Origin of the sequence: Crossiella sp. CA-258035, from assembly GCF_030064675.1 — a bacterium.
Lineage (GTDB): Bacteria > Actinomycetota > Actinomycetes > Mycobacteriales > Pseudonocardiaceae > Crossiella.
This window is the reverse complement of sequence record NZ_CP116413.1, coordinates 61,782-82,432: the sequence shown is the minus strand read 5'-3', so window position 1 is coordinate 82,432 and position 20,651 is coordinate 61,782. Positions and strand designations below refer to the sequence as shown.

16 protein-coding genes are annotated in these 20,651 nt (G+C 72.7%); 9 read left to right on the top strand and 7 right to left on the bottom strand.

Annotation, left to right across the window (positions count from 1 at the left end):
* Positions 1 to 64 precede the first annotated feature (64 nt).
* The 3 genes from N8J89_RS00390 to N8J89_RS00380 all read right to left on the bottom strand — a co-directional run bounded on the left by N8J89_RS00390 (position 65) and on the right by N8J89_RS00380 (position 4,288).
* A complete protein-coding gene (locus N8J89_RS00390) occupies positions 65 to 406 on the bottom strand; it encodes a helix-turn-helix domain-containing protein (RefSeq protein ID WP_283662403.1) in 342 nt (113 codons plus the stop codon).
* A 571-nt stretch (positions 407 to 977) separates the two neighbouring features.
* Positions 978 to 2,894 (bottom strand): glycosyltransferase, encoded by a 1,917-nt coding sequence (locus N8J89_RS00385; RefSeq protein ID WP_283662402.1) that lies wholly within the window; start codon positions 2,892 to 2,894, stop codon positions 978 to 980.
* Positions 2,891 to 4,288: a hypothetical protein gene (locus tag N8J89_RS00380; protein ID WP_283662401.1), complete on the bottom strand. Its 1,398-nt coding sequence runs from the start codon at positions 4,286 to 4,288 to the stop codon at positions 2,891 to 2,893. Before N8J89_RS00380 ends, N8J89_RS00385 begins: the two co-directional genes overlap by 4 nt.
* 78 nt (positions 4,289 to 4,366) lie before the next feature.
* Between N8J89_RS00380 and N8J89_RS00375 the strand changes: the two genes are divergently transcribed.
* The 4 genes from N8J89_RS00375 to N8J89_RS00360 all read left to right on the top strand — a co-directional run bounded on the left by N8J89_RS00375 (position 4,367) and on the right by N8J89_RS00360 (position 8,954).
* On the top strand, positions 4,367 to 6,526 hold the full coding sequence (locus N8J89_RS00375; RefSeq protein WP_283662400.1) for a hypothetical protein: 2,160 nt from the start codon (positions 4,367 to 4,369) through the stop codon (positions 6,524 to 6,526).
* 88 nt (positions 6,527 to 6,614) lie between these two features.
* Entirely contained in the window at positions 6,615 to 6,878 is a 264-nt protein-coding gene (locus N8J89_RS00370) for a hypothetical protein (protein WP_283662399.1), read from the top strand.
* 7 nt (positions 6,879 to 6,885) lie between these two features.
* A complete protein-coding gene (locus N8J89_RS00365) occupies positions 6,886 to 8,307 on the top strand; it encodes a sensor histidine kinase (RefSeq protein ID WP_283662398.1) in 1,422 nt (473 codons plus the stop codon).
* The gene (locus tag N8J89_RS00360; RefSeq protein ID WP_283662397.1) at positions 8,292 to 8,954 is read left to right on the top strand and encodes a response regulator transcription factor; all 663 of its coding nucleotides are present in this window, start codon (positions 8,292 to 8,294) and stop codon (positions 8,952 to 8,954) included. Before N8J89_RS00365 ends, N8J89_RS00360 begins: the two co-directional genes overlap by 16 nt.
* Here the strand turns inward: N8J89_RS00360 and N8J89_RS00355 are convergent, their stop codons facing one another.
* The gene (locus N8J89_RS00355; RefSeq protein ID WP_283662396.1) at positions 8,955 to 10,886 is read right to left on the bottom strand and encodes a multicopper oxidase family protein; all 1,932 of its coding nucleotides are present in this window, start codon (positions 10,884 to 10,886) and stop codon (positions 8,955 to 8,957) included. It lies immediately after the preceding gene.
* A 175-nt stretch (positions 10,887 to 11,061) separates the two neighbouring features.
* Here N8J89_RS00355 and N8J89_RS00350 point away from each other — a divergent pair, with 175 nt between their 5' ends.
* Positions 11,062 to 12,474 (top strand): alpha-amylase, encoded by a 1,413-nt coding sequence (locus N8J89_RS00350; RefSeq protein WP_283662395.1) that lies wholly within the window; start codon positions 11,062 to 11,064, stop codon positions 12,472 to 12,474.
* Here N8J89_RS00350 and N8J89_RS00345 read toward each other — a convergent pair.
* Positions 12,455 to 15,343 carry an AfsR/SARP family transcriptional regulator gene (locus N8J89_RS00345; protein WP_283662394.1) on the bottom strand — a complete coding sequence of 963 codons (2,889 nt, stop codon included), beginning with the start codon at positions 15,341 to 15,343 and terminating at the stop codon, positions 12,455 to 12,457. The genes N8J89_RS00350 and N8J89_RS00345 overlap by 20 nt on opposite strands.
* Positions 15,344 to 15,429: 86 nt before the next feature.
* Here N8J89_RS00345 and N8J89_RS00340 point away from each other — a divergent pair, with 86 nt between their 5' ends.
* Genes N8J89_RS00340 through N8J89_RS00330 form a run of 3 tightly spaced genes read left to right on the top strand, consistent with a single transcriptional unit; the run spans position 15,430 to position 17,424 of the window.
* A complete protein-coding gene (locus tag N8J89_RS00340; RefSeq protein ID WP_283662393.1) occupies positions 15,430 to 16,287 on the top strand; it encodes an NAD(P)-dependent oxidoreductase in 858 nt (285 codons plus the stop codon).
* On the top strand, positions 16,284 to 17,039 hold the full coding sequence (locus N8J89_RS00335) for an SDR family oxidoreductase (RefSeq protein ID WP_283662392.1): 756 nt from the start codon (positions 16,284 to 16,286) through the stop codon (positions 17,037 to 17,039). The genes N8J89_RS00340 and N8J89_RS00335 overlap by 4 nt, the downstream gene beginning before the upstream one ends.
* A gap of 19 nt (positions 17,040 to 17,058) precedes the next feature.
* The gene (locus tag N8J89_RS00330) at positions 17,059 to 17,424 is read left to right on the top strand and encodes a DoxX family protein (protein WP_283662391.1); all 366 of its coding nucleotides are present in this window, start codon (positions 17,059 to 17,061) and stop codon (positions 17,422 to 17,424) included.
* On the opposite strand, the gene N8J89_RS00325 is transcribed toward N8J89_RS00330, so the two are convergent.
* Both N8J89_RS00325 and N8J89_RS00320 read right to left on the bottom strand, forming a co-directional pair.
* On the bottom strand, positions 17,398 to 18,060 hold the full coding sequence (locus N8J89_RS00325; protein WP_283662390.1) for a response regulator: 663 nt from the start codon (positions 18,058 to 18,060) through the stop codon (positions 17,398 to 17,400). The genes N8J89_RS00330 and N8J89_RS00325 overlap by 27 nt on opposite strands.
* Complete coding sequence (locus N8J89_RS00320; protein ID WP_283662389.1) at positions 18,057 to 19,106, bottom strand: sensor histidine kinase; 1,050 nt, start codon at positions 19,104 to 19,106, stop codon at positions 18,057 to 18,059. Before N8J89_RS00320 ends, N8J89_RS00325 begins: the two co-directional genes overlap by 4 nt.
* Before the next feature lie 83 nt (positions 19,107 to 19,189).
* On the opposite strand from N8J89_RS00320, the gene N8J89_RS00315 reads away from it, so the two are divergent.
* Entirely contained in the window at positions 19,190 to 20,650 is a 1,461-nt protein-coding gene (locus N8J89_RS00315; protein WP_283662388.1) for an SLC13 family permease, read from the top strand.
* Position 20,651: the final 1 nt, after the last annotated feature.

The following is a 20,651-nucleotide window of genomic DNA, read 5'->3' as shown; positions in this document are numbered from 1 at the left end:
GGCTGTGGGGTCCCGCCGGGGCCGATGCCGACCGGCGGGGCTGACCCGATCTTGCTGATTGGCGTCAACGCTGGTTGTCGTCCTGCGTCTGGCGCTGGTTGTGGGCACGGGCCTCGTGCAGCTGGTCCTCGAGGCTGATGATGCGGCAGGCCGCGTCGACCGGGGTGCCCTGGTCGACCAGTTCCCTGGCGCGGGCGGCCAGGCGGAGTTGATAACGGGAGAACCGGCGGTGCCCACCCGAGGAGCGCTGGGGCTCGATCAGTCCGGCTTCGCCGAGGGAGCGCAGGAAACCCTGCGTGGTGCCGAGCATCTCGGCCGCGCGGCCCATGGTGTAGGCCGGGTAGTGCTCATCATCGAACTTGTCCGCCGCGCTCGGCGCAGCGACATCACGCTGGTCTGGGATCACTAAACCTCCGCATCACGAGGGGCCCCGGCGCAGTAGCACCGGGGCCCCAGGGTTTGGGTTTCACCATTATGTCCGCTTCCGCGACAACGGCGGATCAAGCGGGGATCGCTGATTCGTAACCGAAGACCACCTTCTTTCGATGGAACTGCGGTACCCGCCGGCGAGGTACTCAGCCAGGCAGGCGATCCGATGATGTGGCCCGTCCCTTCTTCTCTGGTTCACCGCTTTACTTCGACCTCAGCAGCTGCCGGGACCCCGTTCACTGATCGGCCCCGGCACGCCTGCCGTCTTGCCACTTGCTCTACTTGCTACTTGCGTCTTGCCACTTCGTACTGCTTCTTACTACTTCTTTGCTTACTACTTCTTCCTTGCTGTCTCACCTCGTGGGTAGTTCGTCATCTCCCACGCTCGCTCGACACTGTCTCTCTCGGTATGAGTAGAACACTACACGCCGGTGAGCACGAATGTCTACCTCGGCCACGATAGATTTTCTGCCGAGGGCGAACAGGGGCAGTCGCGTGCGGGTTGTCGCAGGTGAGAGGCCGGAAGCCGGTGTTCGCGGCGGCGGCGGTCAGGGCGTGGCGGTCGCGAAAGTCGTCGCGGGTGGGGCGATGCCGCAGTGGATGAGGACCTCGGCCATCGCGGAGCGGAAGTGGCGCTCGGTGAAGTGGGTGGCGGCCAGGTCGAGCAGGGCGGACTGGATGTGGGTCCACTTGGCGTCGTCGTCGAGCAGGCGCTGGGTGAGCTCGGCCAGCTCGGCCGGGGACTCGGCGACCAGGTGCTCGCGGAGCTCGCCCAGGGGCAGGCCTTCGGCGGCCTGGGGGGTGGTGGTGAACGGGAGGCCGTGGGCCATCGCGTCCAGCAGCTTGGTCTGGGCGCCCGCGGCGGCTGGGGACGGGTTGACCAGGACGCGGGCGGTGCGCAGGTAGGGGGCGGGGTCGGGGACCCAGCCGATGACGTCGACGCCAGGGGCGCGCAGGGAGTCCGGGGCGTGCGCGCCGATGACGCGCAGGCGGGGGGCGTCCAGCAGCGGGAGGACCTGCTCGATGAGGTGCTGGGCGGCGATCTCGTTGCCGGTGGCGGTGCGGGCGAAGGCGCCGTAGAAGAGCAGGCCGTCGCGGCGGTCCAGGCCGGTGGCGGCCGGGGTGACCTGGACCGGGTACGGGGCCACGTGCAGGGTGGCCTGCGGGGCGTAGCGGGTGGACCAGTCGAGCTCGGCCTGGCTGCCGACGGTGCTCAGCTCGGCCCAGGACAGGGCCGTGCGCTCGGCTTCGCGCCAGGCGGCGGCCTCGGTGGCGCAGTGGCGGCGGGCTTCGGCGTCCGGTAGCACCGAGAAGCGGCGTTCGGCTTCGCGGTGCAGGAAGGTCTGGGTGTCGAACAGGCGGACCGCTTGGGGCTGGGTGCGGGAGACCTGTTCCGCCAGCGGGAAGCCGCGGGCGGAGAGGGCGACGATGACGTCGTAGAGGCCCGCGCGGTCGCGGCCCCACGCCTTCGGATCGTCCACAATGGACACTTCGACGCCGGTGGCGCGCAGGGCGGCCGGGTCGCCGCGGGTGGCCAGGACGGTGACCGCGGCCTCGGGGCTGGCCTGGCGCCAGTACTGGATGACCGCCCAGGCCCGTTGCGCGCCTTGGCCTTGGGTGGGGTCGGGGACCTCGTCTGTAGTGAGCAGGACGCGGTACGGGGCGAGCTGGTCGCGCAGCCACCACAGCCGGTGCCAGTGCTCGTGCACGTCGGCCACTGGCGGGCGCTTGGCCAGCGCTTCCGGCCAGCGGCGGACGAAGACCTCGTGGTTGATCGCGGACAGCTCGATCGCGCGCGGGGTGGTGCTGCTGCCGTGCCGGATGTGCCGGACCTGCGAGGCGGGCTCGACCCAGATCTGCCAGCCCAGCGAGCGCAGGTGGAACTGGAGGTCGGTGTCCTCGAAGTAGGCGATGTGGAACTCCGGCGAGAAACCGCCGGTCTGCCAGAACGCGCGGCGGCGCATCAGCAGGCAGGCGGCCGAGGAGTAGTCGGCCGAGCGCGGGTACAGCGGGGACAGGTCGGCGTCGCCGTCACCGAGGCCGCGGCTCCAGCCGTCTCCGCCGATGATGCTGCCCGCCTCCTGCAGGCGGCCGTCCGGGAACACCAACACGGAGCCGACCGCGGCCGCCTCGGGGGTGGAGTCCAGGCGGGCCAGCAGCGGTTCCAGCCAGCCGGGGGTGACCTCGACGTCGGCGTTGAGGAAGCAGACCAGCTCGGTGCGGGCGTGCTGGACGCCCAGGTTGCAGCCCGCGCCGAAGCCCAGGTTCTCCGGCATCCGCAGCACGGTCGCGCCGGTGAGGTTGGCTGCCAGCCACTCGCCGGTGCCATCCGGTGAGGCGCTGTCCACCACCACGACCTCGTACGGGCCAGGGGTGTGCTCGGCGAGGGTGTCCAGGCAGCGGGTCAGCATCTCCCTGCCGTTGTAGCTGACCAGCACGAAGGTGACCCTGGGGATCGCGGTCACGGCTTGCGGAGCTTTCCGTAGGCGTCCCTGGCCGGCTGGGCCCAGCGCATCAGCTTGGTGTTGCGCAGCGCGGCCAGCTCCTTGCTGTCGGCGGCCAGCCGGTCGATCTCGGCGGCCAGCGCGCGGTGCCGTTCGGCCAGTTCGCCGTGCAGCCTGCGTTCCTCGGCGAGCTCGGCGCGCAGCGCCTCCACCTCGTCGGTCTGCTCGTCCTCGGGGGTGTGGCTGATGAGCTGTTCGACCAGGCGCTGGCGCTCGATGAACATCCGCTCGCGCAGGGCCGCGTTGGCCGCGCGCAGGGCCCGGTTCTCCGCGGCCAGGTCGCGGGCCGGTGGGCGGCCGGAGGCGGCGCGCTGGGCGGCCTCGGCGATCGCGTCGAAGTGCTCGACCACCGCCTGCCGCCGGGAGGCCGGGGGCTTGAGCGCGGCGTGCACCGCGTCCAGCAGCTTGCCCGCCCGGTCCGCGATCTGCTTGGTGGCGCCGAACTCCAGCACCGGCCAGCGCTGTTCGCCGGTCGGGTCCAGCAGCACCCAGCGGCGGTCCAGTCCGGCGGCGGCCGCGGCCGCGTGCTCGTCGGCGGCGATCACCAGGCCCGCACCGGCCAGCACCGCGATCCGGTCCTCCAGCACCAGGTCGGCCGGCAGCAGGTGGCCTTCGCAGGCAGGCGCGTCCGGGGCGGTGGGCAGCAGCACGATGTGCTCGATGGCCAGGAAGTCCTGGATCTTGGCCAGCACCGGCGGCAGCGCGGCCAGCTCGCCCGCCAGGTCCGGGGTGAGCTGCACGACCAGGTAGCTGCCCTCGGCCGGCAGGATGCGCAGCTTGCGCAGGTCGCCCTGGCGGGTGGCCAGCGCGCCGGGGCTGACCAGGCTGTCGGCCAGCAGCGCCGGGTGCGGCACCACGGCCACGTCCCACTGCAGGCCCGCGTCGGCCAGCCGGTCCCTGGACCGGATGTCGCGGACCGAGGGGTAGGGCTGGCCGGCGAACGCGGAGACCAGCTGCGGACTGGGCTTCCCGGCCACCCGCACCGCGCTGACCAGCACCGGGTGCTCGCCGAGGGCGTTGGTGAAGAACTCCGCGCCGGGGACCGGGGCGCCGTAGAGCGCGGCCAGGTCGGCGCCGAGCTCGAAGGCCGGGGTGATCACGGTGAGGTCGGCGGCGGCCAGCGCGGTGACCCGGCGCGGCCGGTACTCGCCGAGCGGTTCGGCCACCAGCCCGCCGTCGGTGCGCAGCGGACGGGTCCAGCCGAACGGGGCGTGGAAGGAGATCCGCCAGTCGGGCAGCCGGGTGGACAGGTGGTGCTCGGTGAGCCGGGGCAGCAGCTGGTCGCCGAGCCCCGGGAGGTCGGAGCTGCTCCACACCGCAAGCGCACCGACGGTTGGCGACGTGGGCTCCTGCACGTCCCGCACTTTAACCGAGTCGGCCATGGCGGCTCGGCGAACCGGGCAATACCGTTCTCCGCGATCAGGGGAGGATCAATGCGCGGGAAAACGAGGCTGACGGCTGCCGTCAGCACGGTGGCACTGGCCACCACGCTGCTGACCGGGGTCGCGGCGGCCGCGCCCGGCCACACCTACCACGTGGACAACCGGGGGACCTGCGACAACAACGGCGCTGCCACGACCAGCCTGCCGTGGTGCGACTTCACCCCGGTGAACGCGCGGACCTTCACCGGGGGCGAGGAGATCCTGCTGGCCAGGGGCGCGGTGTGGAACCAGCAGCTCAACCTGCGCGGCACCGGCACGGCGGCCGCGCCGGTCACGCTGGCGGCCTACGGCAGCGGAGCGCGGCCGCACATCCGGCGCAACGGCGTGGCCGAGGACCGGGGCGTGCTGCTCACCGATCCGACGCACTGGCGGGTCAGCAACCTGGAGGTCAGCCGGGCAGGCGCGGGGATCGTGGCCTACTTCAGCACGCTCGGCCACGAGGGGCTGACCTTCACCGACATCTTCACCCACGACATCACCGGCATCACCAGGGGCGACTGCGGCCGCACCGGCGGCATCTTCAGCTCGGCCGGCATCCAGATCACCGGCGACCGGCTGCGGTTCACCGCCCGGCAGTACGCGCTGCGCAACGTGCTGCTGCGGGACATCGAGGGCACCCGCAACCACGACAGCGTGTCCTTCGACTGGTGCAACGGGCTCACCGGCGCGGACGGGCACGACGGCAACAGCCTGGTGCAGGGCGTGGTGCTGGACGGGCTGAACCTGCACGAGGACGCGGGCGCCGGTGGCGAGTGCCACGACGGGCTGCGGCTGGTGAACATGCGGCACGTGGTGCTGATGAACTCGGTGCTGCACAAGGAAGCCGGCTGCCACTCGCCGAGCGGCACCGCCGCGGTGTTCCTCGGCCGGGTGCTGGACGTGAGCTTCGTCAACTCGATCGTCACCGCCGTGCCGCACACCGGTTCGCCGGACCAGGCCGGGTTCGACCACGAGGTGGTCACCGACTCGGTGAAGATCAGGAACAACCTGATCGCGGACAACGCCGGGCCGGGCGTGGAGTACCTGGCGATCTACCCGCAGGGCGACCACAGCCGCAACCACGAGCTGTCCGGGAACCTGCTGCTGAACAACGCCAAGGCGCAACAGCCCAGCCACCTGGGCGGGGTGACCAGGATCGGTCACCTCAGCAGGCCGACCGGGTCCGTGCACGACAACCTGCACTTCGAGCCGACCGGGTTCACCGGGGTGGCCGACGGTGGCGAGTTCGACGGCTTCACCTTCCGGGACAACGCCGAGGTGCACTCGGTCGCGGACACCGCGCACGCGCCGAGCGCCTTCGCCGACCGGCCGCGAGCGGGCTGGTCCTACCAGCACAGCGCGACCGGCTTCGGCTGGCAGAACCTGACCTTCGACCCGGCGAGCGGGACCTACCGCGGCCCGGCGGGGGCGAGCGTGGCCAGGTTCACCCAGACCCCCGCCGATGAGGCCGGCTGGACCGCGCGCGCCTGGACCGCGCCGAGGGAGGGCACCGTCGCGGTGCGGAGCCGGGCGCTGAAGGCGGAGGTGGGCGGCGACGGCGTGGAGGTCCGGATCACGCACAACGGCCACCAGCTCAGCCGCCAGCGGATCGAGCCGAACGATCTCCAGGGCCTGGTGCTGGATGTGCCGCGGCTGGCGGTGCGGGCCGGTGACGTGCTGCGGTTCGAGGTCAACCGGGGTGCGGCCGCCGGTGCGGATCGGGTCAGCTGGGCGCCCGCGATCGGCTACCTGGCCGAGCCCTCGCGGTGGTGGCGCTTCGACCGGGACACCGAGGGCTGGCAGCCCTGGCACCAGCTGACCGGTTCGGTGCGCGCGGGCATCCTGACCATGGAGGCCAGCGGCGAGGACCCGTTCCTGTTCTCCCCCGCCGGACTCGGCCTGGCGGCCAACGGCCGGAACTTCGTGGAGGCTCGGCTGCGCAACAGCACCCCCGGCGGCGCGGCCCAGCTCTACTTCATCACCGAGGACGATCCGGTGTGGTCCGACGACAAGCAGCTGACCGTGCCGGTCCCGGCCAGGGACAGCTTGTTCCAGCTGGTGCGCTTCGAGGTGGGCGGGCACCCGAAGTGGCGGGGCCGGATCAGCCAGCTGCGACTGGACCCGAGTGTGGCGGCCGGTCGCAGCGAGCTGGACTACCTGCGCGTCGGCTGAGGCTCCGGTGGCGGGGCGCGACGGCGGGATGAAGACTTCTTCATCTGCGGCTCATCTACGCCTGACCCGCACGGGAGAAGGTGGCGGCATGAGGTGGTCGGGGATCGGGGTGGCCGTCGCGGTGGCTGCCGCGGTGGCCGCTGCCGCGCTCGCGGTGTTCACGCTGGTGGGCAGCCCGCGACCGCCGGAGATCCCGGCCGAGGTGTCGGTGAGCGTGCCCGCGTTCGCGCCGACGCCGACCGGGCAGCCCACCAGTGGACCGCCCACCAGCAAGCCGAAGCCGACGCAGACCACCGAGGTGCCGCCGCCACCGCCGGATGACGACGATGACGACGACGATGACGACGGCTAGGCCCGGGGTGCCCGCACGCGTGCGGATCATGGGCTGGCTGCTCGGGCTGATGCTGCTCGCGCTGACCGTGGTGGCGGTCGGCGGCTGGCGGCTGCTGGTCTCCGACGTGGACGACCGGATCAACCGCGGTCTTGAGCAGGAGGCCAAGGAGTTCGTCGACTTCGTTCAGGTCGGCCGGGACCCCAAGACCGGACAGCCGGTGGCCGACGCGTACGGGCTGATCAAGGCGCACCTGCACAACAACCAGTACCCGGAGCCGAACGAGATCCACCTGGCGGTGCTGGTGGAGGCGAACGGGACCGTGCACGTGACCAGGCAGGGCGTGCAGCCGGTGGAGGTGAGCGGGGACAAGGAGCTGATCCGGCGGATCGTGTCCGCACCGGAGAGCTACGGGACCACGCCGACCGCGGCCGGGGACCTGCGCTGGGCCAAGGTGCCGCTGAAGGCCACCGGGCAGGGGCAGCCGTCCTTCGTGACCGCGTTCTTCGTCACCGGCATGCGGGCCTCGGCCGACCAGGCGATCCGGTTGCTGCTGCTGGTGTCGCTGATCGGGTTCCTGCTGGCGGCCGGGGTGTCCTGGGTGGTGGCCGGGCGGATCCTGGCGCCGATCCGGACCGTGCGGCAGGCCGCGGCGGAGATCACCGAGCGCGACCTGACCCGGCGGATCCCGGTGCACGGCAAGGACGACATCGCGGCGCTGGCCGAGCAGTTCAACCTGATGCTGGACCGGCTGGAGCAGGCGTTCCGGACCCAGCGGCAGTTCCTGGACGACGCCAGCCACGAGCTGCGCACGCCGATCACCATCGTCTCCGGGCACCTGGAGCTGATGGGCGACGACCCGGCCGAGCGGGCCGAGGTGGTGCGGCTGTGCACCGACGAGCTGGACCGGATGAACCGGATCGTGCAGGACCTGTTGCTGCTGGCCAAGGCCGAGCGGCCGGACTTCCTGCGCCCGGCACCGGTGTCGCTGCCGGAGCTGACCAGCGACATCGACGCCAAGGTGCGCGCGCTGGCCCCCCGGCGCTGGGTGCTGGAGTCGATGGCCGAGGGCGAGGTGGTGCTGGACGCGCAGCGGGTCACCCAGGCGATGGTGCAGCTGGCGCAGAACGCGGTGCAGCACACCGGCGCGGGCGAGGAGATCCGGCTGGGTTCGGCGGTGCACGGGGAGAACGTGTCGTTCTGGGTCACCGACCGGGGGCCGGGGATCGCCGAGGCGGAGCGGCAGGCGATCTTCGACCGGTTCTCGCGTGGTTCCTCCGGGCGCGTGGACCGCAGTGGCGCCGGGCTGGGGCTGGCGATCGTGAAGGCGATCGCGCAGGCGCATCACGGGGTGGTGCAAGTGGTGTCCGAACCGGGCGCCGGCGCGACTTTTGGCATCGAGCTGCCGCTGGTGGCCGTGGTTGAGGAGGCTTCGTGGGCCGGATCCTGATCGCCGAGGACGAACAGCGGATCGCCTCGTTCGTGGAGAAGGGCCTGCGGGCCAACGGGTTCAGCACCAGCACGGTGGGCGACGGCAACGCCGCGCTGGACTACGCGCTGACCGGGGACTTCGACCTGGTGGTGCTGGACCTGGGGCTGCCGGGCCGGGACGGTTTCGCGGTGCTGCACGCGCTGCGGCAGGCCAGGGTGACCACGCCGGTGATCATCCTGACCGCGCGGGACTCGGTGCACGACACGGTGGCCGGGCTGGAGGGCGGCGCGGACGATTACATGACCAAGCCGTTCCGGTTCGAGGAGCTGCTGGCCAGGGTGCGGCTGCGGCTGCGCACGCCGGAGCGGGCGCCGGAGGTGACCGTGCTGCGGCACGAGGAGCTGTCCCTGGACCTGCGCACCAGGCGGGCGCAGATCCAGGGCCGCACGGTGGACCTCACCGCGCGCGAGTTCTCCCTGCTGGAGCTGTTCCTGCGGCATCCGGGGCAGGTGCTGACCAGGGAGCAGATCCTCTCGCACGTGTGGGGCTACGACTTCGATCCCGGTTCGAACGTGGTGGACGTGTACGTGCGGGCGCTGCGGCGCAAGCTGGGCGCGGAGTGCATCCACACCGTGCGTGGCATGGGTTACCGGCTGGGGGCCTAGCTATTCCGGCTTGTTGCCGGTGGCGCTGCCGACGGTGAACGGGGTGCGGACGCCTTCGTAGCCCAGGTGCAGGGTCATGCCGTTGGTGGCGTGCAGCAGGTCGTGGCAGTGGTCCATCCAGATGCCGGGGTTGTCCGCCTGGAACGCCACCTCCCAGGTCTGGCCCGGCCGGACCAGCACGGTGTCCAGCCACAGCGGGCTGCCGGTGAACGGGGTGCCGTCGCGGCTGAGTGCGAGCACGTGGTGGCCGTGCAGGTGCATCGGGTGGTCGTTGATGCCCTTGTTGCGGAAGGTCATCCGCACCAGGTCGCCCTGCCGGACCATCAGCATCGGCGCGTCCGGGAAGACCCGGCCGTCCACCGTCCACAGGAAGCCGAGTCCGCCGGCGTGGAAGCCGACGCCCTGGTCGAGGTCGACGGTGAAGTGCTTGGTGTAGGCGGAGTCCGGGCCGAACGGGGTGGGCCTGGGCTTGCCGTAGGTGGTCAGGTCCAGTTCCGGCGCGGACTTCGGTTGGTCCACTGTGGACACTCCGTCCGGGCTGAGCACCAGCGCGGTGCGGGTGGCCGGACCGCCCAGGCGCACCGGGTGCGGCGGCATGGTGAACTCCAGGTCGGCCCGGCCGCCGCCGCCCAGGTTGATCGAGCGCTCGCTGACCTCGGCTGGTTCGTGCAGGTCCTGCCCGTCCACGGCGGCCAGCCGGAACGGGGCGCCGGTGAAGGTGAGGCGTTCGGTGCCGGAGTTCGCGTTGACCACGCGCAGCCGCACCCGGCGGCCCGGCTCGGTCCGGCGCAGGTCCACGCCGGCGTTGAGGTGGTGCACCATCAGGGTTTCGTCCACCTCGGCGGCCGGGCCGGTGGTCGGGTCGATCACCAGGGAGCCGAACAGGCCGCGGGTCACCTGCTCGTTGGCCACCTGGTGCGAGTGGTACCAGTAGGTGCCTGGCTTGTCCGCGCGGAAGCGGTAGGTGAACTCGCCGCCGGGCTGGACCGCGTCCTGGGTGACCCCGGCGACGCCGTCCATCGCGTTGGGCACGTCCACACCGTGCCAGTGGATGGTGGTCGGGGTCCGTTCCAGGCGGTTGACCAGCTTCAGCTCGACGGTCTCGCCCTGCCGCACCCGCAGCGGCGTGCCGGGCACGGTGCCGCCGAAGGTCCAGGCCTCCTCGGCGCGTCCTGGCAGGCGGGCCTCGTCGGCGACCAGGGTGAACCGGCGCACCGGACCGGAGTACGGCCCGCCGACCAGGTCCGTGACGTTGACCGCCGGGCCGCTGGTCGCGCCGTGGTGGCCGTGCGCGTTCATGGAGAGCCGGTCGGGGAAGGCGGACATGGTGCTACCCACCGCGCCGCAGCCCGCGGCCGCGACCACCAGCACCAGCGGCGCGGCCAGCCGGGCCCACGGCGACCAGCGGACCGTGCGCGCCTGCCCGGCCAGCCGCCGCTGCCGCTGGGTCACGTCGACCACCACCACCAGTGCGACCAGGGCGAACACTCCTCCGCTGAGCCACAGGGTGATCGTCTCCTGCACCACCAGGTTGAGCGCTGCCAGCAGCCCGCCGGCCACCGCGGCCAGCCGGGCGGGCAGCACGACCCTGGGCGCGGCCGCGGCCAGCCGCAGCTCCGGCGTGGGTCCGGCCGCGCGGATCGCCCGGTTGAGCAGCGGCAGGGTGTCCCGTGCGGCCAGCGCCAGCGGCACGCCCAGCAGCACCAGGGTGCGCAGCGGGCGGATGCCGAAGGCCAGGCCGTGGCCCAGCAGCAGCGCCGCGGGCAGCAGCTTCAGCGCCAGCACGGCGAGCACGTAGTAGTAGCGGCGGCGGGCGGCCCGCGCGGTGCGCTGCCAGTTCCGCGCGTCCGGCAGCCGTCGCACTGCGCGGGCCCACAGCAGCAGGGGCAGCAGCACCAGCAGCGAACCCATGAACTCGAGCAAGAATCCCAAGGCGTACACGATGCTCAATGGTGGGCACCTGACCTGCGAAAATCGTCAGCCTGGGCGCGACACTGAGCCGTACGTCCACGCGCTTACGGGGATTCCCCGGCTCGGCCCCCTAGTGGTCGGTGTGCGCCGCTGCCACGATCAAGCCCCCCTGCCCTTTCAGCGTTGAGAGGTCACCATGCGTCGCTGTGTGCTGCTCGTGTGCGTCCTGCTGGGCGCGCTGCTGACCCCGGTCGCCACCGCCGCGCCGCCGGGCAACCGGGATGTGCTGGTGCAGCTGTTCTCCTGGAACTGGAACTCGGTGGCCCGGGAGTGCCGGGACTTCCTGGGGCCACGCGGGTTCGGCGGGGTGCAGGTCTCGCCGCCGCAGGAACACGTGGTGGTGAACGGGTTCCCGTGGTGGCAGGACTACCAGCCGGTGAGCTACGGGCTGAACTCCCGGCGCGGCACCGAGTCCGAGTTCAAGGCGATGGTGGACGCCTGCCACGCGGCCGGGGTCAAGGTGTACGCGGACGCGGTGATCAACCACATGACCGGGCAGGACAACGGCGGCACCGGCAGCGGCGGGTCCCGGTTCGGCCACTACGACTACCCGGGGATCTACCAGCACCAGGACTTCAACCACTGCGGCCGCAACGGCAACGACGACATCCAGAACTACCGGGACGCCTACGAGGTGCAGTTCTGCGAGCTGGTCAACCTGGCCGACCTGAAGACCGGCTCGGACCACGTGCGGGACCGGCTCGCCGGGTACCTGAACAAGCTGCTGGCCCTCGGCGTGGACGGGTTCCGGATCGACGCGGCCAAGCACATGCCGCCCGGCGACATCGCCGCGGTCAAGGCCAGGCTGTCCCGGCCCGCGTACATCTACCAAGAGGTGATCCCGGGCCCTGGCCAGCCGATCACGCCGGAGCAGTACGCGGGCAACGGGGACCTGCTGGAGTTCCACTACGGCGAGGACCTGGCCAAGGTCTTCAACCAGGAGAAGCTGGCCTACCTGCGCACTTTTGGCGCGCCGCTGCCGAGTGCGAGCGCGGTGGTGTTCACCGACAACCACGACACCCAGCGCGGATCCGGGGTGCTGACCTACCGGGACAACGCGCGCTACGCCTTGGCGAACGCGTTCATGCTGGCCTGGCCGTACGGTTCGCCGAAGCTGATGAGCGGCTACGAGTTCGCGAACAAGGACGAGGGTCCGGCCGCGGAAGCCAACGGCCGCACCAAGGACACCGTGTGCTTCGCCGACCGGTGGCGCTGCGAGCACCGCTGGCAGGTGATCGCGAACATGGTCGGCTTCCGCAACGCGGTGCGCGGCACCGGGGTGAACCACTGGTGGGACAACGGCAACGACGTGATCGCCTTCGGCCGCGGCGACAAGGGCTACCTGGTGCTCAACGACGAGGGGCCGGTGACCGGGCGCTCGTTCCAGACCGGGCTGGCCGCCGGGCGGTACTGCGATGTGGTGCACGGGAACTTCAGCGGCGGCAAGTGCACCGGTCCGGTGTACACAGTGGACAGTGGCGGCTGGTTCCGCGCGGATGTGGGCGCGCAGGACGGGATCGCCCTGCACGTCAACGCGAAGCTGCCCTGATGATCCGCTCGATCCGGTCCACGTCACCGCGTTCGGCGGGCGGCAGCGGCACACCGAGCGCGGCCCTGGTCGCGGCCGCCCGGCCGAGCAGGGTCGCGGCCAGCTCCGGATCGGTGGCGGCGTGTGCCCCGGCCAGGCCCTCCTCGGTGAGCGCGATCGCCCTCGGGTCGCCGAACTCCTTGGCCAGCTGGTGGCTCTCGGTGTGCAGGGCCAGCGCGGCCGCGGTGTCACCGCGCTGTTCGGCGATGAAGCCCAGCTCGGTCAGGATCAGCGCGAGGCCGGGGCCGCCGTCGACCTCGCGGCACCAGTCAACCCAGCGGCGCAGGTGTTCCTCGGCCTCGTCCAAGCGGCCCTGACGGCGGGCCAGCAAACCGAGTCCGACCTCGGCGAACTGCTCCCCGGACAGGTTGCCGTGCTGCGCCGCGACCGCCATCGCGCGCCGGTGCAGCTCGGCTGACTCGGTCAGCTCGCCGGTGAGCAGCGCGATCCGGCCGAGCCCGGCCAGCTTGGCGGTGACCGCGGTCCACAGGCCCAGCTCCTCGGCCGAGCGCAGGCCCTCGCGGTGCAGCCGGGCGGCGGCCGGGTAGTCGCCGGTGACCTCGGCGACCGCGGCCAGCTCGCTGGTGGCCTGCACCTGGCCCCAGCGGTCGCCGAGCTCGGCGAAGATCTGCGCGCTGCGCTCGGCGTCCCGGCGCATCCCGGTCAGCTCGCCCTGGAGCAGGGCCTGCGCCGCCCTGGTGCTGAGCGCGGCCGCCTCGCCCCACCGGTCGCCGGTCGCGACGAACTCGGCCAGCGCCCGGTCGTTGAGCCGCTGGCTGATCGCCGGATCGCCCTTGCCGAGCACGGCATAGCCGAGCAGCCAGGTGGTTCGACTGTCCGAAGTGGACAGATCAGCCAATGGTTCCCCGGCCAGCGAACGGAATCCGGCGCGCCAGGCCCGGACCCGCGCGCGCAGCGCCGGATCGCCGCCTGCGGTGGCCAGGGCCTGGTCGAAGGCGCGGATGGCCTCGGTGAAGCGGCCGCGCAGGAACCAGTACCAGGCCAGCGCGTCGGCCAGCCGCAACGCCTGCCCTGCCTCTGCGCCGGTGAGCGCGCGGTGCAGGTTCGGCATCTCCCGGTCCAGGCCGTCCAGCCAGCAGCGCTGACCCTCGCCGTGCAGCTCGGGCGCGGCCTGCTCGGCCAGCGCGAGGTAGTAGTCCCGGTGCCGCTGCCGGAGCGCGGCCAGCTCACCGGACTCGGCCAGTTTCTCCAGGCAGTACGCGGCAACGGACTCCAGCAGCCGGTAGCGCGGGCCGCCGGTGACCAGCGAGCGGTCCACCAGCCGGGACAACAGGTCCAGCACCTCGTCCGGCCGGACCCCGGCACCGGCGCAGACCGCCTCGGCCGCGGCCAGCGTGCAGCCCTCGGCGTGCACGGCCAGGCGGCTCAGCACCAGGCGTTCGGCCGCGGTGAGCAGCTCCCAGCTCCAGTCGATCATCGCGCGCAGCGTCTGCTGCCGGGGTGGCGCGCCGCGGTGGCCGGTGGTGAGCAGCCCGAACCGGTCGTCCAGCCGGGCGGCCAGCTCGTCGACGCCGAGCACCCGGACCCTGGTGGCGGCCAGCTCCACCGCCAGCGGCAGCCCGTCCAGCCGGGCGCAGATCGCGGCCACCGTCGGCGTGTTCTCCTGCGTGAGCCGGAAACCGGGCGCGCGGGCGGCGAACAGCGCCACCGCGTGCTCGGCGGCCAGTGGCCGCACCACGTACTGGGTCTCCCCGGCCAGCCCGAGCGCTTCCCGGCTGGTGGCCAGGATGCGCAGCTCAGGGGCGGCGCGCAGCAGGCGCCGGGCGAGCGCGGCGACCGGTTCCAGCACGTGCTCGCAGTTGTCCAGCACCAGCAGCATCCGCTTGCCGCGCACCGCGTCCAGCAGCCGGTCCGCGCTGGGCACGTCCTCCCGCACGCCGAGCGCCGCGCTGACCGCCTGCTCCACCTCGGGCCCGTGCCCGGCCAGCTCGACCAGCCATGAACCGTCCACAAAGGACTCTCGACCGGCGGTGGCCAGCGCGAGGCTGGTCTTGCCGACCCCGCCCGGCCCGGTGAGGGTGACCAGCCGCGCCTCCCGCAGCAGCGCGCCCAGCTCGGCGCGTTCAGCGTCCCGGCCGATCAGCTCGGTGAGCGGGGCGGGCAGGGTGGCGCGGCGGGTCAGCTCCGGGTCCTGGCGCAGGATCGCCTGGTGCACCTCGGCCAGCTCCGGGCTGGGGTCAGCGCCCAGCTCCTCGGCCAGCTGCTCGCGGAACTCGGCATAACCGGCCAGCGCCTCGGCCTGGCGACCGTCCCGGTAGAGCGCGCGCAGGTGCAGGGCGCGCAGCCGTTCGCGCAGCGGGTACTCGCGGACCAGCGGGGTCAGCTCGGCCAGCACCGGCTCACCGGCGGCCAGGCGCTGTGCGGCCAGCTGCTCGATCGCGTGCAGCCGGGACTCGGTGAGGCGGTCGGCGTAGCCGCGGGCGAACTCGGCGTCCGGGAAGTCGGCCAGCACCGGGCCCCGCCACAGCGCCAGCGCCCCGGCCAGGTCCCCGCGTTCCAGGCAGCCGAGGAACCGGCTCGCGTCCACCTCCTCCGGCCGCACCCGCAGCAGGTAGCCGGGCGGCCGGGACTCCACCCGCTCCGCGCCGATCGCCTTGCGCAGCTGCCAGACCTTGTGCTGCAAGGCCGCCGCCGGGTTGGCCGGTGGCCGCTCGCCCCACAGGTCCTCGACCAGCCGGTCCGCCGACACCGGGTGGCCGGCGTGCACCAGCAGCACCGCCAGCAGCGCGCGCACCTTGGCCTCCGGCACCCGCACCGGCGTGCCCTCCGCCGTCCACACCACCAGCGGACCCAGCACCCCAAAACGCACGGCTCACGGTAACCCGCGAGGCGACCGAGAGAAGACCGAGAGGAGGCCTGGGCACGGTGGTGCCAACGCAACCGAAAGGGACCACAATGACCAACCCCACCAGCGTCGCGGTGCTCGGCCTCGGCAACATGGGCAGCGCGCTGGCCGCGGCCTTCCTCGGCGCGGGCCACCCCACCACGGTGTGGAACCGCACCCCGGCCAAGGCGCAGCCGCTGGCCGCCAAGGGCGCGACCGTGGCCGCCACCGCGGCCGAGGCGGTCGCCGCCGCCGAGGTCACCGTGATCTGCCTGTCCGTCTACGACACCGTGCTGGCCACCCTGGACGGCGCGGACCTGGACGGCAAGGTGCTCGTCAACCTCACCAACGGCACCCCGAACCAGGCCCGCGAGGCCGCCGTGGCGTTCACCAAGCGCGGCGCGAGCTACCTCGACGGCGGGATCATGGCGATCCCGGAGATGATCGCCCAGCCCAGCGCGCTGATCTTCTACAGCGGCGTGCCGGAGACCTTCCAGGCGCACCAGGAGCTGCTGGCCGTGCTCGGCCCGGCCAAGTTCCTCGCCGCCGACCCCGGCCTGGCCTCGCTGTACGACCTGGCGCTGCTCAGCGGCATGTACGGGATGTTCGCCGGGGCCTACCACGCGATGACGCTGACCGGCACTGAAGGCGTGCCCGCCGTGGAGATCACCGAGCTGCTCATCCCGTGGGTGACCGCGATGACCGCCGCGCTGCCCATGATGGCCGAGGAGATCGACCGGGGTGACTACCTCAGCGAGGAGTCCAGCCTCCAGGTCAACAAGGACGGGCTGGACAACATCCTCACCGCCAGCTGGCAGCAGGGCATCTCCGCCGAGCTGCTGGCCCCGTACCAGGCGCTGATCGCCCGCAAGCTGGCCACCACCGACGCCAGGGTCAGCGTGAACTCGATCGTGGAGCTGCTCAAGTGAAGTACGAGGGCAAGAAGGCCGTGGTCACCGGCGGCACCCACGGCATCGGCCGGGCCGTGGTCGAGGCGCTGCTCGACGGCGGCGCGGAGGTGGTGCTGACCGGCCGCAACGAGCGCACCATCGAGGCGGCCCGGACCGAGCTGGCCGGTCGTCCGGCGCACGTGGTCCGCTCGGACGCGGCCAGCCTGGCCGACATCGCCGCCCTCGGCGACCTGGTCGCGGACACCTTCGGCACGGTCGACCTGGTGTTCGTCAACCACGGTTATGCCGAGACCGGCCCGATCGGCTCGGTCACCGAGCAGGTCTACGACCGGATGCTGGACGTCAACGCCAAGGGCGCGTTCTTCACCGCGCAGCGGCTCACGCCACTGGTCGCCGACGGCGGTTCGATGGTGTTCACCAGCGCGGTGCTGGACGGCATGGGCTGGCCGGACGTCACGGTGGCCACCATGGCCAAGGCCGCGGTGCGGGCGCTGGCCCAGGCGCTGGCCGCCGAGCTGCTGCCGCGCGGGATCAGGGTGAACACGGTCAGCCCCGGGTTCACCCTCACCCCGACCATGGGTTTCGCCACCATGACCGAAGCCGACCAGGCGGCCAACCTGGAGGCGGGCAACGCGCTGACCCCGATGGGCAGGCACGCCCGGCCCGAGGAGATCGCGGCGGCGGTGCTGTTCCTGGCCTTCGAGGCGACCTTCAGCACCGGCACGGTACTTGCCGCCGATGGCGGGCTCGGGCACGTCGAGAAGACGTGACCGGCTCCGACCAGGTGGCATGAACCGAAACCTGAACATCGGCCTGTGGATCGCGCAGGGCCTGATCGCCGCGTTGTTCCTCTTCGGCGCCTACCCCAAGCTCACCGGCGAGCCGATGGTGGTCGCGGGCTTCGCGGCGATGGGGCTCGGCGAGGGCATGGTGGTCTTCGTCGGGCTGTGCGAGCTGGCCGGGGCGATCGGCATCCTGGTCCCGGTGCTGACCAGGTGGGCCGCGTTGGGCCTGGTCGCGCTGCTCATCGGCGCGGTGATCCTGGGGGTCTCCGCCGGTGGGCCAGCCGCCGCGCTGTTCCCGGGGGCGACGCTGCTGGTGGTGGCGGGGGTGGCCTGGGGCCGCTGGTCAGCGCCCCGGGGTCACCAGGCCTGACTCGTAGGCGACCATCACCAGCTGCGCGCGGTCCCTGGCCCGCAGCTTGGTCATGATCCGGCTGACGTGGGTGCGCGCGGTGGCCGGGCTGATCACCAGCGCGGTGGCCAGCTCCTCGTTGGACAGCCCGCCCGCGACCAGGGTCAGCACCTCACGTTCCCGGCCGGTCAGCGTCGCCAGCACCTTCGGGTCCGGGCGGCGCTGGGCCGGGCGGTGCGCGAACTCGGCGATCAGGCGGCGGGTGACGCTCGGCGCGAGCAGCGCGTCCCCGGCCGCCACCACCCGCAGCGCCTGCAGCAAGTCGGCGGGCTCGGTGTCCTTGAGCAGGAAGCCGCTGGCCCCGGCGCGCAGGGCCTCGAAGACGTACTCGTCGGCGTCGAAGGTGGTCAGCACCAGCACCCGGACCGCGCTCAGCGCCGGGTCGGCGGTGATCTCCCTGGTCGCCGCCAGCCCGTCCAGGCCGGGCATCCGGATGTCCATCACCACCACGTCCGGCAGTTCGCGCCGGGCCAGCTCGACCGCGGCCGCCCCGTCCGCCGCTTCCCCGCAGACGGTGAAGTCCTCCTCGGTCTCCAGCAGCACCCGGAACCCGGCCCGGACCAGCCGCTGGTCATCGGCCAGCACCACCCTGATCACCTGGGCAGCACCGCCCGCACCAGCCAGCCGCCCTCGGCCGGTCCGGCGGTGAGCTGCCCGCCCAGCGCGGCGGCCCGCTCCCGCATCCCGCGCAGCCCGTTGCCGGGCGGCGCCTGCACCGGATGCGGGCCGTCGTCCCGCACGGACAGCTCGAAGGCGCGGTCCGAGTGCTCGAAGTGGATGGTCACCGAGCTGGCCTCCGCGTGCCGGACGATGTTGGTCAGGGCTTCCTGGGTGATCCGGAAGGCGGCCGCGTCCACGGCGGAGGGCAGCTCGCCGATCTCCCCGCTGACCTGCACCGACAGCCCGGCGGCTGTCGCCGAGTCGAGCAGTTCGGGCAGCCGGGACAGGCTGGGCGGCGGGGCCCGGTCCGGTTCGCCGCGCACCACCGCCAGGGTGGCCCGCAGGTCGGTCAGCGCGGACCGGCTGGCCTCCTTGATCGCCAGCAACGCCTTGTGCGCCTCCTCCGGCCGCCGCTGCGCCACGTGCGCGCCCACGCCGGCCTGCACGTTGATCACCGCCAGGCTGTGCGCGACCACGTCGTGCACCTCGCGGGCGATGGCCAGCCGCTGCTCCTCGGCCACGCGCAGGCCGCGTTCGGCGCGGCGCTCCCGGTTGGCCCGCAGCAGCAGGCCCAGCGAGATCACCGCGACCAGCCAGGATCCCGCGGCCAGCCCGACCCAGCCCCAGGTGGCCAGGGGCCGGTCCACCTCGCCCACCGCGAACACCGCCAGCGCGGCCACCCCGCCGAGCAGCGCGCGCGGCAGCCCGGCCTCGGCGGCCACGGTGAACAGCGCCACCGTGGGCAGCAGGATCGCCGGGCCGTCCGGGTAGCCGAACCAGTAGTACGGGAAGATGGTGGCCAGGGTCGCCGCGAGCACGGTCAGCGGGAAGCGGCGGCGGAACACCAGCGCGAGCGTCCCGGCCAGCAGCAGCGCGATGCCGCCCAGGTCAAGGCCCCGGTTGCCGGACTCGTCGAGCAGCGAGTACACCGCGATGACCACCAGCACCAGCGCGGCGATCAGCAGGTCCCACAGGCGAGGCACGCACAGACGGTACGGCAGCCAGATGAAAGTCGTTTCATGAACGACTCACGAACGGCTCAGTTCCGCGGCACAGGCTGGTGCACATGTCCGCGACCCTCGAACTCGCCCCGCCGCTGGCGGAAGCGCCCACCGAGCCGCTGCCCCGGCGGCGGCGTCGCCGCTGGTGGCCGGTGCTGCTGGTGGCGCTCGCGCTGGCCGGGCTGGCCGCGGCGCTGCACTTCGGCGGGACCGGGCTGTCGCTGCCGGGCCAGAGCACCCTGCTGGTGTTCACCGCCGCGGTCGCCGCCTGGACGCTGACCAGGATCGATGACACCTACGTCGCGCTGGCCGCCGCGCTGGTGCTGGTGCTGCTCGGCGTGCTCAGCGGCGAGCAGTTGTTCGCCACCCTGGGCGGCGAGACGATCTGGCTGCTCATCGCCGCGTTCGTGCTGGCCGCCGGGATCGGCGCGAGCGGGCTGCCGACCAGGGTGGCGGTGGCGCTGATCGGCAGGGCCCGGTCGGTGCGCGGACTGGCGCACCTGGTCACCGCGGCGCTGCTGCTGAGCGCCTTCGCCATCCCGGCCACCTCCGGCCGGGCCGCGCTGGCGGTGCCGGTGTTCCTCGCGCTGGCCGGCACGCTGCGCGAGCGGCCGAGGCTGGTGCGGGCGCTGGCCATCCTGTTCCCCACCGTGATCCTGCTGTCCGCGGTGGCCACCCTGATGGGCGCGGGCGCGCACCTGGTCACCACCCAGCTGCTGACCGCGGCCACCGGCAGCGGCATCGGCTTCGGGCAGTGGCTGCTGCTCGGGCTGCCGCTGGCCGTGGTCAGCTCGCACCTGGCCGCCGAGGTGGTGCTGTTCCTGTTCACCCGGCGCGCCGACCGGCGGGGCGGCCTCCGCCTCGACCTGGCCGAGATCCGGCCGCCCAAGGGCCTGACCGGGCCGGAGCGCAAGGCCGCGGTCCTGCTGGCCGGGGTCTCGCTGGCCTGGGCCACCGAACCGCTGCACGGCATCTCGCCCGCGGTGGTCGCGCTGATCGGCGCGCTGCTGATCAGCTCGCCGCGCTTCGGCACGGTCCAGCTGAACAAGGCCCTCTCCGGGGTGCCCTGGTCGCTGCTGGTGTTCATGGCCGCCACCGCCGCACTGGGCGCGGCGCTGATCTCCTCCGGCGCGGCCGCCTGGCTGGCCACCGCGCTGCTCGGACCGGTGCACAACCCAGTCATATTCCTGGTAGTGGTCGTGCTGGTCAGCACTGCCGCGCACCTGGTGATCCAGTCCCGCTCGGCCCGGTCCTCGGTGCTGGTGCCGCTGGTCATCCCGGCCGCGATCGCACTCGGCCTCAACCCGGTCGCGGTGGCCTTCGCCTCCACCGCGGCGGCCGGCTTCTGCCACACCCTGTCCTCCTCGGCCAAGCCGGTGGCGATGTTCGCGCACCTGGACGGCGCCCCCACCTACGACCGCGCGGACCTGCTGCGGCTCTCCGTGGTGCTCGGCCCGCTGACCGCGGTTCTGGTCCTGTTCTTCGCGCTCTCGGTGTGGCCGTTGCTCGGCCTGAACTGGAGGTAGT